The organism is Mesorhizobium sp. M1143, assembly GCF_040318435.1.
In the GTDB taxonomy this organism is placed as follows: domain Bacteria; phylum Pseudomonadota; class Alphaproteobacteria; order Rhizobiales; family Rhizobiaceae; genus Mesorhizobium.
This window is the reverse complement of sequence record NZ_JAMYMJ010000103.1, coordinates 1-6,218: the sequence shown is the minus strand read 5'-3', so window position 1 is coordinate 6,218 and position 6,218 is coordinate 1. Positions and strand designations below refer to the sequence as shown.

Annotated in this window: 9 protein-coding genes; 2 read left to right on the top strand and 7 right to left on the bottom strand. The window is 57.7% G+C overall.

The window, feature by feature from the left end; translation table 11 throughout:
* The 3 genes from NKH35_RS30505 to NKH35_RS30495 form a co-directional block, all read right to left on the bottom strand.
* On the bottom strand, positions 1-557 hold a 557-nt coding region (locus NKH35_RS30505; protein ID WP_352761551.1), incomplete at its 3' end, for an IS256 family transposase.
* An 808-nt stretch (positions 558-1,365) separates the two neighbouring features.
* A complete protein-coding gene (locus NKH35_RS30500; RefSeq protein WP_245262835.1) occupies positions 1,366-1,536 on the bottom strand; it encodes a hypothetical protein in 171 nt (56 codons plus the stop codon).
* A 140-nt stretch (positions 1,537-1,676) separates the two neighbouring features.
* On the bottom strand, positions 1,677-2,417 hold the full coding sequence (locus NKH35_RS30495) for an SDR family NAD(P)-dependent oxidoreductase (protein WP_023673881.1): 741 nt from the start codon (positions 2,415-2,417) through the stop codon (positions 1,677-1,679).
* A gap of 359 nt (positions 2,418-2,776) precedes the next feature.
* On the opposite strand from NKH35_RS30495, the gene NKH35_RS30490 reads away from it, so the two are divergent.
* A complete protein-coding gene (locus NKH35_RS30490; protein ID WP_023695016.1) occupies positions 2,777-2,989 on the top strand; it encodes a hypothetical protein in 213 nt (70 codons plus the stop codon).
* Between the two features lie 89 nt (positions 2,990-3,078).
* On the opposite strand, the gene NKH35_RS30485 is transcribed toward NKH35_RS30490, so the two are convergent.
* Positions 3,079-3,318, bottom strand: a complete 240-nt coding sequence (locus tag NKH35_RS30485; RefSeq protein WP_023695015.1) for a hypothetical protein — start codon at positions 3,316-3,318, stop codon at positions 3,079-3,081.
* Between the two features lie 219 nt (positions 3,319-3,537).
* Here NKH35_RS30485 and NKH35_RS30480 point away from each other — a divergent pair, with 219 nt between their 5' ends.
* Positions 3,538-4,536, top strand: coding sequence for a hypothetical protein (locus NKH35_RS30480; RefSeq protein WP_023690590.1), 999 nt, complete (start codon positions 3,538-3,540; stop codon positions 4,534-4,536).
* 146 nt (positions 4,537-4,682) lie between these two features.
* Here the strand turns inward: NKH35_RS30480 and NKH35_RS30475 are convergent, their stop codons facing one another.
* From NKH35_RS30475 to NKH35_RS30465, 3 genes are all read right to left on the bottom strand, one after another.
* Positions 4,683-4,988 carry a hypothetical protein gene (locus tag NKH35_RS30475; protein ID WP_023673877.1) on the bottom strand — a complete coding sequence of 102 codons (306 nt, stop codon included), beginning with the start codon at positions 4,986-4,988 and terminating at the stop codon, positions 4,683-4,685.
* Entirely contained in the window at positions 4,985-5,143 is a 159-nt protein-coding gene (locus NKH35_RS30470; protein WP_155929886.1) for a hypothetical protein, read from the bottom strand. The genes NKH35_RS30475 and NKH35_RS30470 overlap by 4 nt, the downstream gene beginning before the upstream one ends.
* 355 nt (positions 5,144-5,498) lie before the next feature.
* A partial coding sequence (locus NKH35_RS30465; protein ID WP_352917403.1) for an ATP-dependent DNA ligase occupies positions 5,499-6,218 on the bottom strand: 720 nt, incomplete at its 5' end.

The window sequence follows — 6,218 nt, the reverse complement described above, 5'->3', positions numbered from 1 at the left end:
ATACCGACCGCGATCAGCACCGCCTGGCTCATGACAACACCGGCTTCACGCACCTTCTCGTAGCGCGCATCGAGGATGAGGTAAGGAAACGGCTCCTGAGGTCGTTCGGCAAACGCCTTCAGGCTCTCGTCCAAGCGCTTGTTGATGGCCGAGATCGACGAAGCCGAGAAGGCATGACCGCACAGCTCTTCCGTGATCGCCTTGACCTTGCGGGTCGACACGCCCTGGACATACATCTCCGCAAGCGTTGCCACCAAGGCCCGCTCCGAACGCTGGTAGCGCTCGAACAGCTCGGTGGAGAAGTGACCCGCCCGGTCCTGTGGAACCCGCAGCTCAAGCTTGCCCACCCGGGTGACCAGGGTGCGGCCGTAGTAACCCGAGCGATAGCCAAGGCGCTCAGGCGTGCGTTCGCCCTTCGAAGCACCCAGCGCCTCCTCCATCTCGGCCTCGAGAACCTCCTGCATTACCGCACGGATCACTTCGTGCAGCCCCTCCGGGTTCGAAAGCAGAATGTCTTTGACGGCAGCGCTGGTCGATTTACCTTCTGTCTTGGTCATGGTGGCGTTCCTTCCAGGGAATCGGTGACGTTGAACATCACCAGCCTGCCATGACCGCCCTCTCTCAGCGAATTGCAGAACTCTCAGCACACTACCTTCCCTACTCGCAATGCGACGCGCGCTTCACGCCCTGCCTGTGATCGGTATGACTGAGATGGGGCCGCAAGCGGACCGTCAGCTTCGCGGTGAAAATCCTCAGAAAGCGGCCAGCATGTAGTCGTCGCACGGCTGAAAGAGAGGCGTGACGGGCGAGGAATAGGTCTGGTTTCACCTGATCACCTACGCAGGCAGTTCGACGATCATTGAGCGGCGAGAACGCGGCCCGAGGCAGGAGCTTTGAGCGTCCGATTTTTCACGATCGACCTTCAGGCTCGTCGAGCGCATCGTCTCGACGTTACTGCCGAAACCGAGCCTCCATGCCGGCGCCCTGGGGAGGCAAGACAGCCAGCAACTGGACGGCTCGGGGATTTAGCACCGTTCACCCAGAGCTTTTTGTCGAGATGCAGGCGTATCCGCTGGCTTTCTGCGAAGGACAGCGCAAACGATTCAGGCCGAATGAGCGTGTAATTTCCTGGTCGGTCTCTATGATGCGGACGACCCTACCCATTCGCCACTGGCTCCGACTACTTCCACGCAAGGCGTGGCCCTGCGAATTGGCACCACCTTGCCCATCACATCCTCCCTACGAAACGCAATGGGAAGTCGATTTAAGACCGTCGTAGTCGGTAGTTCAATAACTAATGCTTGCTCGGAATCGGACGAGCCATCCTGGATGGGCAGTACGAAGGCTGGTTGAATGGCTAACTTGTCATGCCACCTCGGTCAGGCGAACCTTCGGGGACCTCCCGTGATATAGCCTATGCTTCAGGTTGTTGGCATTCAGGATGGCTGCCAGCTCTTCAGCATACTCCATGTCGGGAAGGTCGACAGAAGGGTGGCCCACCATAATAGCCGGCTGCCCGGTGAACACGTCGAACACCGTCCACGTCCCATCCGGTTCCCGCCTTACCTCGTACCGCAGAGTTGCCATGAGGGGATCACATAGGTCGCCGTTTAGGGGTGGGAGTATTTGGTCCACGGTGACGCCGGGCCACCTGAAAGCACCGAGACAGTCGGCGCTTAGTAACGCGCCCGCCCACCCGACATGTCGAATACCGCGCCGGTATTGAAGTTGCTGGCGTCCGAGCACAGCCAGGCCACCATGTGGGCAACTTCTTCGACCCGGCCGAGCCGGTTCATTGGACTATCGGCGATCATTGTCTCGACAGCTGCGACCCCGAGGTTTCGGATCATGTCAGTATCGATTGGCCCAGGAGCGACGCAGTTCACGCGTATGTTTGTATTGGCAACCTCACGCCCAAGCGCCTTTGTGAAGACTACGATACCTGCGCTGGAGGCTGAATAGGCGGCAAGGTTGGCAAGTCCTTCCTTGCCCGCCAAAGAGCCCATATTGACAATGCGGCCAACACCCCATTTTCGCATGTGGGGCAAAACCAACTGCGTCACTTGCATCGTGCCGATCAGATTGGTTTCGATGATGCTTCGCCAGTCTGCAGGTTCGTGTTGGTCAAACGGGTGAAGGGTTCCTAGATAACCGGCGTTGTTAACCAGAACGTCTATACGCAGGCCACGATCGACGATCATGTTGATCGCATGGGTTACCTGATCGCGGCTGGTAATATCGACCTTCGTAGACACCACACCCTTCAGTTCGATCTGATCTCGATCCCACACGTGCACTGAAGCACCCGACGCTACAAGGCGCTCTACGATTGCCTTGCCGATACTCTTTGCTCCGCCGGTTACGACGGCTGTCTTGCCAATGAGGTCATATGATACCGGCACAAAGCCCCCATTCATGTGTGTTCACACGGGATAAGTTTAGCAGGATCGCATATTTTCGCCAGCGGCCAGATGGTCTGGGGGGCGCCGGAGCCAGCTATGACCTGATCGGTAGCGAGCTCCAGATCGTACACAGCTTCGCCTTGCGGCGCCGCCTGGCGCTTTTCGTCACCTTTTCCTGTTCAGATGCCTCTTGGCAGGTCAAGGGGGCTAGACGATGTTGTTCTTTGTCCCGCTCTCCTGCGGCGACACGCCATTGCCCAGTTTGAAAGAACCAAAGAGACAATCAGGACAGGCCGGCGATATTTCGATGAAGGGCTTTCGCCATTAGTTAGCGCAGGCTAATATGCGTTCTTCGCGGTCAGAGAGCCGCCTGCATGTTGGGCAGAGATGCTTTAGCACCTGATACAATCGTGCCAGCCGCGATGCCTATCCCAATTTGCCTTGGCGTCTTCCCCGACGGGCTCTGGCTAGAAGCATTCCAAACCGATCAGGATATCCGTGCCTATTGGAGAGGCTATGCCCTTGCGGGCACGGTGTGCGCCGTTTTGCTGATCATCGAGCTTGTGACAATTCACCTGCTGCTCTGACGTAGCAGCGCTGTCTTGATGGCGCTATCGCTGTAGCGGTCGGACCGCTCTAGTGCGCCTTCTCCGCCTCCATCGTTGAGCAGTCAATTTCAGCTCGAGCGGGCTGGACGAGGGGAGCGCGGGCGCATGACCGTGGTGCCTACATTCGTCGTGACCACGCAGCCCACCTCATATCGGCCGACCACCACGCTTCCGCTTGCATAAGCCTCGGCGCGAATTCGATCTTGCAGCGTTTCGGGACCGAGTTCTGAAGCTGCGATAACGCCCATCTGCTCCATGACCGGAGCCATGGTCGCTGCGAGATTGGAGATCAGATCAATGCCGCTCATACTGTCTGATCCACCTCCGGCGAGAGCACTTACCGCCTGGCCCCGGCCGGCGTTTCGTTCGATTGGAAGCACCGGCGCAATGTCGCCGCGGACTAGCGTCCGTCATCTGCCCTGCCGTATGCATTCGGGGTAATGCCACCAACTGCGGTCCATGGTATGGTCCCGAGCGCACGCAGTGGCGCCTGATAAACAATCAGGAGTGAACGGGAGTGGCGGCCATTGAGGCGCTATAAGAAGTTTATTTTGCATTGCGGAATTCACAAGACTGGAAGCTCTTATCTTCAGGCGAGCCTGGCCTCCAATCGGGATCTGTTGGCGGGGAACTCGATCCATTACCCCGACCCCCACGACCCGGCCAATGAAGCGTTCGGGCCGCAGCACAGCATAGCCGCAATCGGTTACGACGACAGCAAATCGTTTGAGCAGAACGTTGGCGCGTTCTTCGCACTCGATTCCGATTGCGAGACGTTGCTGATGTCAGGCGAGGAATTTTCGCGAGCCAGCACTCATCCATCTTTTTTTCAGGGTCTGTTGGATATTGGCGCCGAGGTGAAGGTGGTGTTCTATTTGCGGCGCTTCGATCACTTGCTTGAGAGCGTGTATGCGCAATGCGTCAAAGACTACCTGACGGGCCCCATCGAAGTCGCGGAATATCAACTTGATTTCTACGAAATCCTGCGACCGTTTGTTGAGGCGCTCGGACCTGATCGTGTTGTCGTTCGACCATACAACCCTAAATTTTGGCCCGGCGAATCGATCGGTCAGGATTTCTTCTCTGCAATTGGCTTGCCTCACCTCTGGGGCGCCATGAGGAAGCCGGCCGGCCGGATCAACGAAAGTCTGTCACGGCCGGAAACATACATGATTTCAGTTACTGAAGGCATCGCTGAAAAGCAGCGCTTGATGGACCACTTCCGAGCCCGGCCTTTCCCGGACTGCGACAGGGCCAAGTTCTTCCGGTCACCCGATTTTCGCTTTGACTTCAACCTGAGATACATCGGCTTGAACTCTGGCGTCGCCGCCCTCAATGGCGGGGTGGACATCACCGAGTTTCTCGATCTGGCCAACGTCGATGATGATCCACATTGGCAAGCGTTCGACCCGAACGACCCTCAGATAGTCGACTATCTTGAAACCTTCAGGGCCAAGCATTCGGACTTAGACGGTGGGGATGATTGGGAAGTGCGTGAAGATGGCATCGAGGGGATGCGCTTTTAGGGCGCGGATAATCGGGCGGAAACACTTACCCAACCGTAGGGTAAGGGCCGCTAGCTAAAAGCCCGCCAACCTTTCGGTGGGCGGGCCTCTACTGTCGGAACTGGAGAGTGTCATGTCGACAGCTCCGGCACTTGCGAACGGTTTGGTTAGTGGCGCCAGATCAGCAGGCAGAGCTGGCGCAGGTCACGATCATAAACGCCCCGGCTCTCGATCACGTCGATGCAGCGCTTCTTGAACCGAGTGATTTCGGCGCTCGACATAGCGTCGACAATGCGAGGCAGATCCGTATTGGTCGGATGGTCGGGGGACTCGGTTCCGACAGTGGCACCGCTCGTGCCAGTGGGGGCAGTGGTTCCGTCGTCGCCAACTGCGGCGTTCGCCGGCATGCAAAGATTTGCGAGAACGGCTCCAATCGCCATGCTTCCCACCAGGATCTCAAAAATCTTTGTCATAATTCGCATCCAGGATGGCCCCTTTTCCAAACCAAGGCCGGCGGGATTTTGCTCGCAACCAGCGGGACGGTGACAGTCGTTGAGTGATTGATTGGGTATTGATCGAAAAACGGGAACGCGATCAGATAGGCGTAGTCGGCGGTAAGATGTGCCATGCGGAAACCTCCGCTGGCGGCATCAATTATCATCCACGACATCCTCCAATATCCGGGTGAAGGTGCTGAAAGACATAGCTCATTAGAAAGCACGGATAGATGAATGAATGTCTAAAAACTCCTTTCCTATTCTTTGCAATGACAGTGTTAGGCGTCCTTAGCCGTGTTAACCGTTGATCAGCGTGAGGCGAGTTCCTGCGGTATCGCGTTCAGCTCGGCCTTTGCGGCGTTGGGATGCGCGCCTCTCGCAAAAGCGATGGCCAGTTGTGGAGCTGCTATTTGTTCTCCTCGCGGAAGTCCTGCAGCGATGCATGCCGCAGGTCATCCTCCACACGCAAGTGCTTCACGCGGCCGATCAGCCCGGCTTGACCCATTGCGTCGCAGGCCGCTTCATGACGCCCTTGGGCGCCGTGCCTGGGTGCTCCTGGACGCGTTTCCATAGCCTCTCGCGCATTTCCCGGTTCAAGGTGACGAATGCGCTGCCGACATAGCGCCCGGTGCCGCGCTCAGCCATCAGAGCGAAAGCCGGCTTGCCCGCTTCACGCTCGACGCCGAGCAGATCGAACTCGTCAATCGCATAGCACTTGGCCTTCAGCCAGTTGGTCGACGGACCGCTTCGGTATTTGCTGTCCTTCCGCTTCGACACCATGCCTTCAAGTCCGGCCTTGTCGAGCAAGTGAAAGATGGCCTTGGCTTCCCCCGGCAAGGGCTCGCTGAACTGAATACGCCCGCCGGGCTCGATCATGCCGGCCAGGATCTCGCGCCGCTCCTCTAGCGCCATATCGCGCAGATCGTGGCCGTTAAGATGAAGCAGATCAAAGGCAACAAAATACAAGTCGTGCTGCCGGCGGGTAATGGCTTTGCGCAGCGCTGCGAAGTCCGAAAGGCCCTTGTCGTTCAGAACGACTATCTCGCCGTCGACAATGGCGCTTTCGGCACCAAGGCGCTTGGCCTCTCTCACCAGGTCGCGATATTTCGCCGTCCAGTCGTGGCCGTTGCGCGTATAAATGCGTGTGCCGTCTTCATCGATGATCATCTGCGATCGGTAGCCGTCGAACTTGACCTCGTGGGTCCA